The following is a 15,509-nucleotide window of genomic DNA, read 5'->3' as shown; positions in this document are numbered from 1 at the left end:
TACGTTTACGTGCGGTTTGGTCCGCTCAAACTTTTCTTTTGCCATTTTGCAAAAATCCTTAATTAAAGAACATTAGATCGGGACTGGCCAAGCCCTTACGGCTCGGCCAGCCTCAGCGCGCATTACTTGCGAGCGGCCATTACGGCGTCGGCAACATGCTTCGGAGCTTCGGAGTAGTGCTTGAACTCCATCGAGTAGGTCGCACGACCCTGGGTAGCGGAACGCAGGTCGGTCGAGTAACCGAACATCTCGGCCAGCGGTACTTCGGCCTTGATCTTCTTGCCACCCAAACCATCGTCGTCCATACCCTGAACGATGCCGCGACGACGGTTCAAGTCGCCCATCACATCGCCCATGTACTCTTCCGGAGTTTCCACTTCCACCGCCATCATCGGCTCGAGGATGCACGGACCGGCGCGGCGCATGGCTTCTTTGAATGCCAGGGAGCCAGCCAGTTCGAACGCGATCTGCGAGGAGTCGACGTCGTGGTAGGAACCGAAGGTCAGACGCACGGTAACGTCAACCACCGGGAAGCCGGCGAGAATACCGCTGGACAGGGTGTTCTGAATACCCTTGTCCACGGACGGGATGAATTCACGCGGAATCACGCCACCCTTGATCTCGTCGACAAACTTGTAGCCATTACCCTCGCCGGACGGCTCCAGGGTAATAACCGCGTGACCGTACTGACCCTTACCACCGGACTGCTTGACGTGCTTGCCGTCAACATCGGTAACGGTTTTGGTAATGGTTTCACGGTACGCCACTTGCGGAGCGCCAACGTTGGCTTCAACGCCAAATTCGCGCTTCATGCGGTCAACCAGAATTTCCAGGTGCAGTTCGCCCATACCAGAAATAATGGTCTGGCCGGATTCTTCGTCGGTACGCACGCGGAACGACGGGTCTTCCTTGGCCAGGCGGTTCAGGGCAACGCCCATCTTCTCCTGGTCGGCCTTGGTTTTCGGCTCAACGGCAACGTGAATCACCGGCTCCGGGAACTCCATGCGCTCCAGGATGATGTTGGCGTTCAGGTCGCACAGGGTTTCACCCGTGGTCACTTCTTTCAGGCCGATGGCGGCGGCGATGTCGCCGGCACGCACTTCTTCCAGCTCGATACGGTCGTTCGCCATCATCTGCACGATACGGCCGATACGCTCTTTCTTGCCCTTGATGGAGTTCAGCACGGTATCACCGGACTTAACCACACCAGAGTAGACGCGGAAGAAGGTCAGCTGACCGACGTACGGGTCGTTCATCAGTTTGAACGCCAGAGCCGAGAACGGCTCGTCGTCGGAAGCGTGACGTTCCGCCGGCTTGCCGTCGGTCTCACCAGCGATGGCCGGGATGTCGATCGGCGCGGGCAGCAGCTCAACCACGGCGTCCAGCATGCGCTGCACACCCTTGTTCTTGAACGCAGAGCCGCACAGCATCGGCTGGATTTCGCACTTCAGGGTACGCTCGCGCAGACCGGCGATGATTTCTTCCTCGGTCAGCGCCTCGCCGCCCAAGTACTTGTCCATCATTTCTTCGCTGGCCTCAGCCGCGGCTTCAACCATCTTCTCGCGCCATTCTTCGGCTACGGAAACCAGGTCGGCCGGGATCTCGCCGTATTCGAATTTCATGCCCTGGGAAGCTTCATCCCAGATAATGGCCTTCATTTTCAGCAGATCAACCACGCCGGTGAAGCCGTCTTCAGCGCCGATAGGCACTACGATGGGCACCGGGTTGCCGCGCAGGCGAGTTTTCACCTGTTCAACCGCACGGAAGAAGTTGGCGCCTTGACGGTCCATCTTGTTCACGAAAGCGATACGCGGAACTTTGTACTTGTTAGCCTGACGCCATACGGTTTCAGACTGGGGCTGAACGCCGCCCACCGCGCAGTACACCATCACCGCGCCGTCCAGCACACGCATGGAACGCTCTACCTCAATGGTAAAGTCCACGTGCCCCGGGGTGTCGATGATGTTGAAACGGTGCTCGGGGAACTGCATCCCCATACCCTTCCAGAAGGTGGTCACAGCAGCGGAGGTGATGGTAATGCCACGCTCCTGCTCTTGCTCCATCCAGTCGGTGGTGGCAGCGCCGTCATGAACCTCGCCCAGCTTGTGGTTCACACCGGTGTAAAACAGAATACGCTCGGTAGTGGTCGTCTTACCGGCGTCAATGTGAGCGGAGATACCGATGTTACGGTAACGCTCAATGGGGGTTTTCCTTGCCACGATCTACACCTTAAATAGTGGGTCTGCTTAGAAGCGGAAGTGCGAGAAGGCTTTGTTGGCTTCTGCCATGCGGTGCACTTCGTCACGCTTCTTCATCGCGCCGCCACGGCCTTCGGCCGCGTCGAGCAATTCACCAGCCAGGCGCAGGTCCATGGACTTTTCGCCGCGCTTGCGCGCAGCGTCGCGCAGCCAACGCATGGCCAGAGCCATACGACGCGACGGACGTACTTCAACAGGAACTTGATAGTTGGCACCGCCTACACGGCGGCTTTTTACTTCAACAACCGGCTTGGCGTTGGCCAGAGCGGTGTTGAATACTTCCAGGGCATTCTTGCCGGATTTCTTTTCGATCTGCTCCAAAGCACCGTAAATGATGCGCTCTGCAACGGATTTCTTGCCATCGATCATGACTACGTTCATGAACTTGGACAGGTCCTGGGAACCGAACTTCGGATCCGGCAGGATTTCGCGCTTGGGGACTTCTCTGCGACGTGGCATGTTACTTCCTTAGATTATTCAGTTGAGCTTTGGCTCATGACTACCCAATGGAGCAGTCACTTACTAGACGACCCTGAGTGTTGATCAGGCCGCCTTGAGAGCACCCCAATTACTTAGGACGCTTGGCGCCGTATTTGGAACGAGCCTGTTTACGGTCTTTAACACCTGCGGTGTCGAGGGAGCCGCGAACGGTGTGGTAGCGAACACCCGGCAAGTCTTTTACACGACCGCCGCGGAGCAGCACTACGGAGTGTTCCTGCAGGTTGTGGCCTTCACCACCGATGTAGGAAATCACTTCGAAACCGTTGGTCAGACGAACCTTGCACACTTTACGCAGAGCCGAGTTCGGCTTCTTCGGAGTGGTGGTGTAGACACGGGTGCACACGCCACGCTTCTGCGGGCAGGCTTCCAGCGCAGGCACCTTGCTCTTCGCCTTGATGGCGACGCGGCCTTTGCGAACGAGTTGGTTAATGGTTGGCATTACTATCAGTTCCTAGTTGAAGCTCTCCAACGGCAACACGCCGCCAGAAAGGACGGAGGATTATATTTTAGTCAACGTCCCACCGTCAATGAAAACAACGCCGCCCTATCACCTTAACCGTTGATAGGGCAGCGTTTTTTCAACACTTTGCGTCAGGGCCGTCCGCAAGCGGGCAATTCCGCCTCTTTCCGGCCAAGACGACTAAGCGTTATTCGTTGCTGTCGAGCGCATCCGCCGGAGCGATATCGAAGAACTGGGCTTCGGCCGCTTCCAAGGTGTGCTGCGTCGAACCGCGACGGGTGCGGTGGTAAGCCAGACCGGTACCCGCCGGGATCAGACGACCGACAATCACGTTTTCCTTCAGGCCGCGCAGGTCGTCCTTCTTGCCCATGATGGCCGCTTCGGTCAGCACGCGAGTGGTTTCCTGGAAGGAAGCCGCGGAGATGAACGAGTCGGTGGACAAGGACGCCTTCGTGATACCCAGCAGCACGTTTTCGTACTGCGCAGGCTCTTTGCCTTCCGCCAGCATCTTGTCGTTCATTTCCAGCGCGTCGGCGCGCTCCACCTGTTCGCCCTGGATGAAGTCGGTATCGCCGCTGTCGGAGATGATCACGCGACGCAGCATCTGGCGAATGATCACCTCGATGTGCTTGTCGTTGATCTTCACGCCCTGCAGACGATAAACCTCCTGCACCTCTTGGACGATGTAGCGGGCCAGCGCCTCGATGCCCTGCAGACGCAGGATGTCGTGCGGGTCCACCGGACCGTCGACGATGGATTCGCCGCGATTCACCACTTGACCGTCGTGCACCAGCACGTGCTTGTCTTTCGGGATCAGGTTTTCGTAACCGTTGCCCTCCAGATCGGTGATGATCAGACGCTGCTTGCCCTTGGTGTCCTTGCCGAAGGAGATCGTACCAGTCACTTCCGCCAGCATGCCGGCGTCTTTCGGCGAACGCGCTTCAAACAGCTCGGCCACGCGCGGCAGACCACCGGTAATATCGCGGGTCTTGGACGATTCCTGCGGGATGCGGGCCAGCACTTCGCCCTTGCCCACTTCCTGACCGTCGCGCACCGTAATAATGGCGCCCACCTGGAAGGTGATCGATACCGAGGCTTCGGAACCGGCCAGCTTCACTTCGTTGCCGTTGTCGTCCAACAGCTTCACCAACGGACGCAGCATCTTGGACTGCGAACCGGCGCGGCGCTTCGGATCGATCACGACCAGCGTCGACAGACCCGTTACTTCGTCGGTCTGCTTGGCAACGGTATTGCCCTCTTCCACGTTCTCGAACTTCACCCGGCCAGCGTACTCGGTGATGATCGGACGGGTATGCGGGTCCCAAGTGGCCAGCACGGCGCCAGCCTTGATCTGCAGACCGTCAGTCACCATCAGCGTCGCGCCGTACGGCACTTTGTGACGCTCGCGCTCGCGGCCCATATCATCGTGAATCACCACTTCGCCGGAGCGGGTGATGACGATGAGTTCGCCCTTGGTGTTCGCCACGTAGCGCATCTGGCTGGAGAAGCGCACGGTGCCGTTGGACTTGCCCTCTACCTGGCTAGCGGCGGCGTTACGAGAAGCCGCGCCACCGATGTGGAAGGTACGCATGGTCAGCTGGGTGCCCGGTTCGCCAATGGACTGGGCGGCGATCACGCCGATGGCTTCGCCGGCGTTGACGCGCTTGCCGCGCGCCAGGTCGCGACCATAGCACTTGGCGCACAGACCGTAGCGGGTGTCGCAAGTGATGGCGGTACGCACCTTCACTTCGTCGATGCCCAGGCTGTCGACTACGTCCACCAGATGCTCGTCCAGCAAAGAACCGGCTTCGATCACGGTTTCACCGGTAGACGGATCCACCAGATCGATCGCGGCCACGCGGCCCAGGATGCGGTCGCGCAACGGTTCGATCACGTCGCCGCCCTGCAGCACGGCCTTCATGGTGAAGCCGTTGCTGGTGCCGCAATCGTCCTCGATCACCACCAGATCCTGGGTCACGTCGACCAGACGACGAGTCAGGTAACCGGAGTTCGCGGTCTTCAAGGCGGTATCCGCCAGACCCTTACGCGCACCGTGAGTGGAAATAAAGTACTGCAGTACGGTCAGGCCTTCGCGGAAGTTCGCGGTAATCGGCGTTTCGATAATCGAACCGTCCGGCTTGGCCATCAAACCCCGCATACCGGCCAGCTGCTTGATCTGGGCCGCGGAACCCCGCGCGCCCGAGTCGGCCATCATGTAAATGGAGTTGAAGGACTCTTGATCGACTTCCTTGCCTTCGCGGTCCAGGACCTTCTGCTTGGACAGCTCGTCCATCATCGCCTTGGCGATCTTGTCGCCGGTACGACCCCAGATGTCCACTACCTTGTTGTAGCGTTCGCCCTGGGTCACCAGACCTTGACGATACTGCTCTTCAATCTCTTTGACTTCCTTCTGCGCGTCGGCGAGCAGATCGACCTTCTTGGCCGGGATCTGCATATCGTCCACGCAAATGGAGATGCCGCCGCGGGTGGAGTAGGCAAAACCGGTGTACATCAACTGGTCGGCGAAGATCACCGTGTCGCGGATGCCGCAACGACGGAACGAAACGTTGATCAGTTTCGAGATTTCTTTCTTCTTCAGCGCCTTGTTGATGTGCTCGAACGGCAAGCCTTTCGGCAGGATGTCGGACAGAATAGCGCGGCCCACGGTGGTGTCGTAACGCTTGATCACCGGCTGGAACTCGCCCTGCTCGTCTTTTTCCCACTCGCGCAGACGCACGGTGATGCGCGTCGCCAGCTCAACCTGACGGGTTTCGTAGGCGCGATGCACTTCCTTGGTGTCCGCAAACACCATGCCTTCGCCCTTGCCGTTCACCTTGTCGCGGGTCATGTAGTACAGACCCAACACGATATCCTGCGACGGCACGATGATCGGATCGCCGTTGGCCGGGGACAGCACGTTGTTGGTGGCCAGCATCAGAGTGCGGGCTTCCATCTGCGCTTCCAGCGACAATGGCACGTGAACAGCCATCTGGTCACCGTCGAAGTCGGCGTTGAACGCCGCGCAGACCAGCGGATGCAGCTGGATGGCCTTGCCTTCGATCAGCACCGGCTCGAACGCCTGAATGCCCAAACGGTGCAGCGTAGGCGCACGGTTCAGCAGAACCGGATGTTCGCGGATCACGTCTTCCAGGATGTCCCAGACTTCCGGCACTTCCTGCTCTACCAGCTTCTTGGCCGCCTTGATGGTGGATGCCAGACCCATCACTTCCAACTTGTGGAAGATGAAGGGCTTGAACAGTTCCAGCGCCATCTTCTTAGGCAGGCCGCACTGATGCAGACGCAGGGTCGGGCCCACGGTAATCACGGAACGACCGGAGTAGTCCACGCGCTTACCCAGCAAGTTCTGACGGAAACGACCGCCCTTGCCCTTGATCATGTCGGCCAGCGATTTCAGCGGACGCTTGTTGGCACCGGTCATCGCCTTACCGCGACGGCCGTTGTCCAGCAGTGAGTCAACCGATTCCTGCAGCATGCGCTTCTCGTTGCGCACGATGATGTCCGGCGCGCGCAGTTCCAGCAGGCGCTTCAGGCGGTTGTTCCGGTTGATCACGCGGCGGTACAGATCGTTCAGATCGGAAGTCGCAAAGCGACCGCCGTCCAACGGCACCAGCGGGCGCAGTTCCGGCGGCAGCACCGGCAGCACTTCCAGGATCATCCACTCCGGCTTCATGCCGGAACGCTGGAAGGCCTCCAGCACTTTCAGGCGCTTGGAGATCTTCTTGATCTTGGTGTCGGAGCTGGTGGCCTTGAGTTCGGCGCGCAGGGTCTCAATCTCGCTGTCCAGGTTCAGCTTCTTCAGCAATTCCTTGACGGCTTCGGCGCCCATCATGGCGACGAACTCTTCACCGTACTGGTCTTCCTTGTCCAGGAAGTCCTCTTCGGTCAGCAGCTGACGATATTGCAGCGGGGTCATGCCCGGATCGGTCACCACGAACGCTTCAAAGTACAGCACGCGCTCGATGTCGCGCAGCGTCATGTCCAGCACCATGCCCAGACGCGACGGCAGCGACTTCAGGAACCAGATGTGCGCGGTCGGGCTGGCCAGCTCGATGTGGCCCATGCGCTCGCGACGCACCTTGGACAAGGTGACTTCCACGCCGCACTTCTCGCAGATCACGCCTCGATGCTTCAGGCGCTTGTACTTGCCGCACAAGCATTCATAGTCCTTCACCGGGCCGAAGATGCGCGCGCAGAACAGGCCGTCGCGTTCCGGTTTGAAGGTACGATAGTTGATGGTTTCAGGCTTTTTTACTTCACCATAAGACCAGGAACGGATCTTGTCAGGCGAGGCGATGCCGATCTTAATCGCATCAAACTCTTCTTCTTGCGTAACTTGCTTAAAGAGGTCGAGCAGAGCTTTCATTGCGTCTCCAGTCAGGGGACAGGCGCGGCGGTTTGCCGCGCCCATTCAACCCAATCAATAACGTTCCAGGTCCATGTCGAGGCCGAGCGAACGGATTTCCTTCACCAGCACGTTGAAGGATTCCGGCATGCCGGCATCGATCTTGTGCTCGCCCTTCACGATGTTCTCGTACACCTTGGTACGACCGGTCACATCGTCCGACTTCACGGTCAGCATTTCCTGCAGAGTGTAGGCGGCGCCGTAAGCTTCCAGCGCCCACACCTCCATCTCACCGAAACGCTGGCCGCCGAACTGGGCCTTACCGCCCAGCGGCTGCTGGGTCACCAGCGAGTACGGGCCGGTGGAACGCGCGTGCATCTTGTCGTCGACCAGGTGATGCAGCTTCAGGTAGTGCATCACGCCCACGGTGACCTTGCGGTCGAAAGCTTCGCCGGAGCGGCCATCGTACAAGGTCATCTGAGTCTTGGACTCATTAAAGCCCATTTTCTGGGTCAGCGGGTCGTCTTCCGGATAGGCCAGATCCAGCATGTGCTTGATCTCGGTCTCCTTGGCGCCGTCGAATACCGGCGTGGCGAACGGCATGCCCTTGCGCAGGTTGTCCGCCAGGGACAGGACCTCGTCCTCGCTCAGCGAAGCGATGTCTTCGGCCTTGCCGGCTTCGTTGTAGATGCGCTCCAGGTAGCCACGGATCTCGGCGGCGGACTGCTGCTCCTTGACCATGCGGTCAATGCGCTCGCCAATACCCTTGGCGGCCCAGCCCAGATGCACTTCCAGGATCTGACCGATGTTCATACGCGACGGTACGCCCAGCGGGTTCAGCACGATGTCGACCGGACGACCGTCGCCCATGTACGGCATATCTTCGATCGGCAGAATGCGCGACACCACACCCTTGTTACCGTGGCGGCCGGCCATCTTGTCGCCCGCCTGCAGGCGGCGCTTAACGGCCAGATACACCTTGACCATCTTTTGCACGCCCGGTGGCAGTTCATCGCCCTGGGTCAGCTTGCGCTTTTTGTCTTCGAACTTGAGATCGAATTCTTCGCGCTTCTGCGCCAGGCTTTCCTTGATCAGTTCCAGCTGCTTGGCGATGTCTTCATCCGACATGCGGATGTCGAACCAATCATGCTTGGACGGCAGGTCGGCCAGGTATTCCTGATCGATCACAGTGCCCTTCATCAGGCGCTTCGGACCGCCGTTGGCAACCTTGCCCACGATCAAACGCTCAATACGGCTGAAGGCGTCGTTGTCGAAAATACGCAGCTGGTCGTTCAGGTCCAGACGATAACGCTTCAGTTCCGAATCAATGATGGACTGAGCGCGCTTGTCGCGCTCGATGCCTTCGCGGGTGAACACCTGAACGTCGATCACCGTGCCCACGGTGCCGGTCGGCACGCGCAGCGAGGTGTCCTTCACGTCGGAAGCCTTCTCGCCGAAAATCGCGCGCAGCAGCTTCTCTTCCGGCGTCAGCTGGGTTTCGCCCTTAGGCGTCACCTTGCCCACCAGCACGTCGCCGGCCTCAACTTCGGCGCCGATGTACACAATGCCGGATTCATCCAGACGGCCGGCCATGCGCTCGGACAGGTTGGGGATGTCGCGGGTGATTTCCTCAGGTCCCAGCTTGGTGTCGCGGGCAACCACGGACAGTTCTTCGATATGGATCGAGGTGTAGCGGTCTTCGGCGACCAGCTTCTCCGAGATCAGGATCGAGTCCTCGTAGTTGTAACCGTTCCACGGCATGAAGGCGATGGTCATGTTCTGACCCAGCGCCAGCTCGCCCAGGTCGGTGGAGGCGCCGTCGGCCACCACGTCGCCGCGCGCGATGCGGTCGCCCACTTTCACGATCGGACGCTGGTTGATGTTGGTGTTCTGGTTGGAACGGGTGAACTTGGTCAGATTGTAGATATCCACACCCACTTCGCCCGCGGTCGCTTCCTCGTCATTGACGCGAATCACCACACGGCCGGCATCGACATAGTCGACCACGCCGCCGCGGCGCGCCACGACGGTGGTGCCGGAGTCTACCGCCACCGAGCGCTCGATACCGGTGCCCACCAGAGCTTTTTCCGGACGCAGGCAAGGCACGGCCTGGCGTTGCATGTTGGCGCCCATCAATGCGCGGTTGGCGTCATCGTGCTCCAGGAACGGAATCAGCGAAGCGGCAACGGACACCACCTGGCCAGTGGCCACGTCCATGTACTGTACGCGGTCCGGGGTCGCCAGAATGGTTTCACCCTTTTCGCGGCAGGTCACCAGCTCGTCGATCAGCTTGCCCTCTTCGCTCAGCTCGGCGTTGGCCTGAGCAATCACGTAGCGGCCTTCTTCGATCGCAGACAGGTAATCGATCTCGTTGGTGACCTTACTGTCCACCACTTTGCGGTACGGCGTTTCCAGGAAGCCGAACTCGTTGGTGCGCGCAAACACGGACAGCGAGTTGATCAGACCAATGTTCGGGCCTTCCGGCGTTTCGATCGGGCATACACGGCCATAGTGGGTCGGATGCACGTCTCGCACTTCGAAGCCGGCGCGTTCGCGGGTCAAACCGCCCGGGCCCAGGGCCGATACGCGGCGCTTGTGGGTGATCTCGGACAGCGGGTTGGTCTGATCCATGAACTGGGACAGCTGCGAGGAACCAAAGAATTCCTTGATCGCGGCGGATACCGGCTTGGCATTGATCAGGTCATGCGGCATCAGGTTGTCGGATTCCGCCTGGTTCAGACGTTCCTTGACCGCGCGCTCGACGCGCACCAGACCGGCACGGAATTGGTTCTCGGCCAATTCGCCCACCGAACGCACGCGACGGTTGCCCAAGTGATCGATGTCGTCCACTTCGCCGCGGCCATTGCGCAGCTCGGTGAGGATGGCGATCACGGAAACGATGTCTTCAGTCGACAACGTGCCTTCCATCACATCGCGACGGCCGGCGAACTTCTCGCCAATCAGGACCTTGAACCACTCCGGAGTCTTGTCGTCGAACTTGTACTGATAAGTGCGCGAGCTGAACTTCATGCGGCCCACGCGCGACAGGTCGTAGGTTTCTTCGCTGAAGAACAGGCGCTGGAACAACGCTTCCACCGCGTCTTCAGTCGGCGGTTCGCCCGGGCGCATCATGCGATAGATCGCCACGCGTGCTTGCAGCTGGTCCTGAATATCGTCGGCGCGCAGGGTCTGCGAGATATAGGAGCCCTGGTCCAGGTCATTGGTGAACAGCACTTCCACCTGCTGGATGTCCGCCAGCGCCAGCTTGGCCAGCACTTCCTCGGTGATCTCGTCGTTGGCACGCGCAATCAGTTCACCGGTATCGGTATTGGCGACATTGTGCGCCAGCACCTTGCCCAGCAACGCGTCGGCCGGCACTTCGATGCGATCCAGCTCAGCAGTCTGGATGTCGCGGATGTGCTTGGCGGTGATGCGCTTGTCCTTGGCCACGATCAGCTTGCCATCGGCGGCAACGATGTCGAACTTGGCCACTTCACCCTTCAGACGATCCGGCACCACGCGCATGAACACGCCGCCTTTGGTCAGATAGAAGGTATCGAAGCTGTAGAACTCGGACAGGATTTCTTCGTTGGTGTAACCCAGCGCCTTCAGCAGAATGGTCACCGGCATCTTGCGGCGACGGTCAATACGGAAGTACAGCAGGTCTTTCGGATCAAACTCGAAGTCCAGCCAGGAACCGCGGTAAGGAATCACGCGGGCGGAGAACAGCAGCTTGCCGGAGGAATGAGTCTTGCCGCGGTCGTGCTCGAAGAAAACGCCCGGGGAACGGTGCAACTGAGAAACGATGACGCGCTCGGTACCGTTGATGATGAACGAACCATTGGTCGTCATCAGCGGAATCTCGCCCATGTACACTTCGTTCTCGCGCACTTCCTTCACTACAGGCTTGGAAGACTCTTTATCGAAAATGGTCAGGCGGATGCGCGCGCGCAGCGGAGCGGCGTAAGTGATGCCGCGCAGCTGGCACTCCTGCACGTCGAACGGCGGCTCGCCCAAGATGTAATGAGCGAAATCCAGACGCGCGTAGCCATTGTGGCTGATGATCGGATAGATCGATTTGAACGCAGCCTGAAGGCCCACATCCCTACGCTGGTCAAGCGGCACACCCAACTGGAGAAATTCGGTGTAGGAATCAATCTGGGTCGCCAACAGGAATGGGACATCGAGAACACTGGCACGCTTCGCAAAACTTTTACGAATACGCTTCTTCTCAGTAAACGAATAACTCATAGAGTCTCCATCGAGGTGGGGTGGCGCAAGCAAGAAACCAAAAGTCAGCAGCCACGCTCAATAATTGCTGGCTTTTACCTTCTTCGTTTCGGCCAACTACAAGCGCAATAAGGCTGGCGGATTACTCCGCCAGCCTCACCCTCTTTTTTCAAAGAAGATTATTTGATTTCAGCCTTAGCACCGGCTTCGGTCAGCTGTTTCAGGATGTCGTCGGCTTCAGCCTTCGCCACGCCTTCTTTCAGGGCTTTCGGAGCGCCGTCAACCAGGTCTTTGGCTTCTTTCAGGCCCAGACCGGTGATTGCGCGCACAACCTTGATCACGCCAACCTTGTTGTCGCCAGCGCCAGTCAGGATAACGTCAAACTCGGTTTTTTCTTCAGCGGCAGCAGCGCCGGCGCCAGCCGGGCCAGCAACAGCAACAGCAGCGGCGGAAACGCCGAACTTCTCTTCGAACGCCTTAACCAGGTCGTTCAGTTCCATCACGGTCAGACCAGCAACGGCCTCGAGGATGTCTTCTTTGGTGATTGCCATGTGAAAATCTCCTGAATTCTATAAGAATCAAATAAGTTAAGCGGCTTCGGCTTGCTTCTTGTCGGACAGGGCGGCCAGCGCGCGGGCGAAGCCAGCGACCGGAGCCTGCATAACGTAGAGAAGCTTGGACAGCAGTTCTTCGCGGCTCGGGATGGACGCAAGCTCAGCAACCTGAGCGGCGTTCAGCACCTGGCCATCGTAGGAACCTGCCTTGACGATGATTTTGTCGTCAGCCTTGGCATATTGATGCAGCACCTTGGCAGCAGCTACCGGGTCGGCGGAAACAGCGTAAACCAGCGGGCCGACCATTTGGTCAGCCAGACCGGCAAACGGAGTGCCTTCCACAGCACGGCGCACCAGCGTGTTCTTCAGAACGCGCAGGTATACGCCATTCTCGCGCGCCTGAGCGCGGAGTTTGGTCATGCTGCTTACCTCGATGCCCCGATATTCAGCGATAACGAGGGTCTGAGCGTCTGCCAGCGTGGCAGATACTTCAGCTACGACCGCCTTTTTATCTTCGATATTGAGACTCAAGGTCTACCTCCTAGACTGAAATGAAGCGAAAGGATTTTCGCTTCGCTTTGCAGCGGCGACCTACATCAGGAGACATCATAAAGAACTGGTGCTCATGGGCGGAATTGAACCGCCGACCTCTCCCTTACCAAGGGAGTGCTCTACCCCTGAGCTACATGAGCTTGAACTTTGTTCAGAAGCCTGTTTCGGGTACACCATCTGCGTAGGTTGCGGACTCCCATACAAGCAAATCTGCGATTAAGCCTTGCGGCGCCTACGGTCTTTGACAACCTGACAAGCAAGCTTGCCAGCCCAAAGCCTTGGCGAGACGGCGAACCGTCCCGCCATACTCAAACAGCGATTAAGCGCTGATCGAGTTGGTATCTACACGAGCGCCGACACCCATGGTGCTGGATACGGCGATCTTTTTCAGATACACGCCCTTGGAAGCTGCCGGCTTGGCTTTCACCAAGGCATCAGCCAGAGCGGAGAAGTTTTCACGCAGAGCTTCGGCTTCGAAGGAAGCGCGACCGATGGTGGCGTGAACGATACCGGCCTTGTCGGTACGGTATTGAACCTGACCGGCTTTGGCGTTTTTCACGGCCTCGGCTACGTTCGGGGTCACGGTGCCAACCTTCGGGTTCGGCATCAGGCCGCGCGGGCCCAGGATCTGACCCAGCTGACCCACAACGCGCATGGCGTCCGGGGAGGCGATCACGATGTCGAAATCCAGGTTACCGGCTTTAACCTGCTCGGCCAGGTCGTCGAAACCAACGACTTCGGCGCCAGCGGCTTTAGCGGCTTCAGCGTTCGCGCCTTGGGCGAACACGGCAACACGTACCGACTTGCCGGTGCCGCGCGGCAGAACCACGGAGCCACGAACCACTTGGTCGGATTTGCGCGGGTCCACGCCCAAGTTTACGGCGACGTCGATAGACTCGTCGAACTTGGCGGTGGCGGCGGCTTTCACCAGGGAAATCGCTTCGTCGATTGCGTACAGCTTATTGCGATCAACGCTAGCCTTCAGAGCTTGCAAGCGCTTGGAAACCTTAGCCATTACACGCCCTCCACTTCCAGACCCATCGAACGGGCGGAGCCGGCGATGGTGCGAACAGCGGCGTCAAGATCGGCAGCGGTCAGGTCCGGCTGCTTGGTCTTGGCGATTTCTTCCAGCTGAGCGCGAGTCACTTTACCCACCTTGTCCACATGCGCCTTAGCGGAGCCGGACTTGATGCCAGCAGCCTTCTTCAGAAGGATGGTGGCCGGCGGGGTCTTCATGATGAAGGTGAAAGACTTGTCCGCGAATGCGGTAATCACCACAGGAATCGGCAGACCCGGCTCAACGCCTTGAGTCGCGGCGTTGAACGCCTTGCAGAATTCCATGATGTTCAAACCACGCTGACCCAGAGCCGGGCCGATCGGCGGCGACGGATTGGCTTTACCAGCGGGCACTTGCAGCTTGATATAGCCGACAATTTTCTTTGCCACGATTAAACTCCTAGTTTGGGTATAACGCGAGCGTCAACTCGCTTCCCGACGAAAGCGCAACAGTATACACGCCTAAAAAACACTTGCCAAGAGGCAGGCTTACAACTTTTCAACCTGACTGAATTCGAGCTCAACAGGGGTGTCGCGACCAAAAATCTGCACCGACACTCGCAGCTTGTTGCGCTCGTAGTTCACCTCATCGACGGAACCATTGAAGTCATTGAACGGGCCGTCGATGACGCGCACCTTCTCACCCACCTCAAACAGAACTTTCGGCTTCGGCTTCTCCACACCCTCTTGCATCTGCTGCATGATGGCCTCGACTTCCTTCTTGGAAATCGGCGCGGGGCGATTGGCGGTACCGCCAACAAAGCCGGTCACCTTCGGAGTGCTCTTAACCAGGTGCCAGGTATCGTCGGTCATTTCCATCTCAACCAACACATAACCCGGGAAAAACTTGCGCTCGGTAATGGAGCGTCGACCGTTCTTCACGTCAACAACTTCCTCTACCGGCACCAGAATCTGGCCAAACTGATCGGCGACGTCAGAACGCTCAATGCGCTCGCGCAGCGCCTTTTGCACGCTCTTTTCAAAGCCCGAGTAAGCGTGAACCACATACCAGCGCATTGCCATTATTTACCTCGACCAAGAATCACATCATAAAACAACCAAGACAGACTGGAGTCCACCAACCACATGAACAAGGCCAGCACCAGCACGAAAACAAACACCATGCCGGTCATCTGCATCGCCTCTTTGCGAGTCGGCCACACCACCTTGCGCGCCTCAACCAGAGACTCATTGGCGTAAGAGACAAAACTCTTCCCCGGCTGCGACAACCAGATCGCGCCAACCGCCAGAACCACACCGGCCACAAACGAAAGCGCGCGCAAAATACCCTGATCCGCCGGAATCATGTAAAAGCCGACGATACCAGCCGCCACCAGCAAACCGGCCAGCGCCAGCTTGATTTTATCTTGCATTTCCATGTCGATATCTTCTCAATGCGCGTATGCGACAAAAGACCAACCGGCGCACAAGCGCCGGCTGGTCTTAATTGGCAGGCCAGGAGGGTCTCGAACCCCCAACCCTCGGTTTTGGAGACCGATACTCTACCAATTGAGCTACTGGCCTTTAAACTTTAA

11 protein-coding genes and 2 tRNA genes are annotated in these 15,509 nt (G+C 58.6%); all 13 read right to left on the bottom strand.

The genetic code is table 11. The annotated features are described in order from the left end of the window. Positions 1–122 precede the first annotated feature (122 nt). Entirely contained in the window at positions 123–2,219 is a 2,097-nt protein-coding gene (gene fusA / locus ACUXV1_RS22795; protein ID WP_200123251.1) for an elongation factor G, read from the bottom strand. A gap of 27 nt (positions 2,220–2,246) precedes the next feature. After that, on the bottom strand, positions 2,247–2,717 hold the full coding sequence (gene rpsG / locus ACUXV1_RS22790) for a 30S ribosomal protein S7 (protein WP_019103492.1): 471 nt from the start codon (positions 2,715–2,717) through the stop codon (positions 2,247–2,249). A 109-nt stretch (positions 2,718–2,826) separates the two neighbouring features. Further along, positions 2,827–3,198, bottom strand: coding sequence for a 30S ribosomal protein S12 (gene rpsL / locus ACUXV1_RS22785; protein ID WP_019103491.1), 372 nt, complete (start codon positions 3,196–3,198; stop codon positions 2,827–2,829). 208 nt (positions 3,199–3,406) lie between these two features. After that, positions 3,407–7,603, bottom strand: coding sequence for a DNA-directed RNA polymerase subunit beta' (gene rpoC / locus ACUXV1_RS22780; protein ID WP_043594667.1), 4,197 nt, complete (start codon positions 7,601–7,603; stop codon positions 3,407–3,409). Between the two features lie 54 nt (positions 7,604–7,657). Next, entirely contained in the window at positions 7,658–11,833 is a 4,176-nt protein-coding gene (gene rpoB / locus ACUXV1_RS22775) for a DNA-directed RNA polymerase subunit beta (RefSeq protein WP_039755755.1), read from the bottom strand. A 158-nt stretch (positions 11,834–11,991) separates the two neighbouring features. Beyond that, positions 11,992–12,363 (bottom strand): 50S ribosomal protein L7/L12, encoded by a 372-nt coding sequence (gene rplL, locus ACUXV1_RS22770; RefSeq protein ID WP_019102910.1) that lies wholly within the window; start codon positions 12,361–12,363, stop codon positions 11,992–11,994. Positions 12,364–12,399: 36 nt separating this feature from the next. Beyond that, the gene (rplJ, locus tag ACUXV1_RS22765) at positions 12,400–12,897 is read right to left on the bottom strand and encodes a 50S ribosomal protein L10 (RefSeq protein WP_039755753.1); all 498 of its coding nucleotides are present in this window, start codon (positions 12,895–12,897) and stop codon (positions 12,400–12,402) included. Between the two features lie 86 nt (positions 12,898–12,983). Then, positions 12,984–13,058: transfer RNA gene (locus ACUXV1_RS22760), tRNA-Thr, on the bottom strand. A 179-nt stretch (positions 13,059–13,237) separates the two neighbouring features. Beyond that, entirely contained in the window at positions 13,238–13,933 is a 696-nt protein-coding gene (gene rplA / locus ACUXV1_RS22755; RefSeq protein ID WP_446016733.1) for a 50S ribosomal protein L1, read from the bottom strand. After that, entirely contained in the window at positions 13,933–14,364 is a 432-nt protein-coding gene (rplK, locus tag ACUXV1_RS22750) for a 50S ribosomal protein L11 (protein WP_019100246.1), read from the bottom strand. The genes rplA and rplK overlap by 1 nt, the downstream gene beginning before the upstream one ends. 99 nt (positions 14,365–14,463) lie before the next feature. Further along, positions 14,464–14,997 carry a transcription termination/antitermination protein NusG gene (gene nusG / locus ACUXV1_RS22745; protein WP_043594671.1) on the bottom strand — a complete coding sequence of 178 codons (534 nt, stop codon included), beginning with the start codon at positions 14,995–14,997 and terminating at the stop codon, positions 14,464–14,466. Continuing rightward, positions 14,997–15,353 (bottom strand): preprotein translocase subunit SecE, encoded by a 357-nt coding sequence (gene secE, locus ACUXV1_RS22740; protein WP_019100014.1) that lies wholly within the window; start codon positions 15,351–15,353, stop codon positions 14,997–14,999. Before secE ends, nusG begins: the two co-directional genes overlap by 1 nt. A gap of 69 nt (positions 15,354–15,422) precedes the next feature. Further along, positions 15,423–15,498: transfer RNA gene (locus ACUXV1_RS22735), tRNA-Trp, on the bottom strand. Positions 15,499–15,509 lie beyond the last annotated feature (11 nt).

It is taken from the genome of Chromobacterium sp. W521, from assembly GCF_052805975.1.
Note: the sequence above shows the minus strand (reverse complement) of the source record. Positions and strands in the feature narration are given on the sequence as shown.

Excerpts from the sequence above, each read along its gene's own strand:
- nusG (WP_043594671.1), bottom strand. The coding sequence starts at position 14,997 with ATGGCAATGCGCTGGTATGTGGTTCACGCTTACTCGGGCTTTGAAAAG.
- rplL (WP_019102910.1), bottom strand. The coding sequence starts at position 12,363 with ATGGCAATCACCAAAGAAGACATCCTCGAGGCCGTTGCTGGTCTGACC.
- rpoB (WP_039755755.1), bottom strand. The coding sequence starts at position 11,833 with ATGAGTTATTCGTTTACTGAGAAGAAGCGTATTCGTAAAAGTTTTGCG.
- rplA (WP_446016733.1), bottom strand. The coding sequence starts at position 13,933 with ATGGCTAAGGTTTCCAAGCGCTTGCAAGCTCTGAAGGCTAGCGTTGAT.
- rpoC (WP_043594667.1), bottom strand. The coding sequence starts at position 7,603 with ATGAAAGCTCTGCTCGACCTCTTTAAGCAAGTTACGCAAGAAGAAGAG.
- rpsG (WP_019103492.1), bottom strand. The coding sequence starts at position 2,717 with ATGCCACGTCGCAGAGAAGTCCCCAAGCGCGAAATCCTGCCGGATCCG.
- rpsL (WP_019103491.1), bottom strand. The coding sequence starts at position 3,198 with ATGCCAACCATTAACCAACTCGTTCGCAAAGGCCGCGTCGCCATCAAG.
- secE (WP_019100014.1), bottom strand. The coding sequence starts at position 15,353 with ATGGAAATGCAAGATAAAATCAAGCTGGCGCTGGCCGGTTTGCTGGTG.